The 220-nt window shown below is 36.8% G+C and carries 1 pseudogene; it reads left to right on the top strand.

The features are described 5' to 3' along the window. A pseudogene (locus QQZ16_RS04425) lies at positions 1-219 on the top strand (hypothetical protein); the annotation flags it as partial. Between the last annotated feature and the right edge of the window lies 1 nt (position 220).

Genomic DNA, 220 nt, shown 5'->3' with positions numbered 1-220 from the left:
CGCTTGTGGATTGGATTGAAGGATGACCTATCCATCCAAACGATATATGGGAAATGGGAAAAAGAAAAAAGCCTAAATACATCAAAGAAAGAACATCGACCGAAAAGAAAAATACCCACAAAATTAGTAACAGAAACCGTGCGTCAGAACATGCCATACTTAAATCAAGCGATTGGAAAACCCATTCACTTTGCCTTACAGGGATTAAAAGGTTTTTAAA

It is taken from the genome of Bacillus sp. T2.9-1, assembly GCF_950097965.1.
In the GTDB taxonomy this organism is placed as follows: Bacteria; Bacillota; Bacilli; order Bacillales; family Cytobacillaceae; genus Niallia; species Niallia hominis.
Note: the sequence above shows the minus strand (reverse complement) of the source record. Positions and strands in the feature narration are given on the sequence as shown.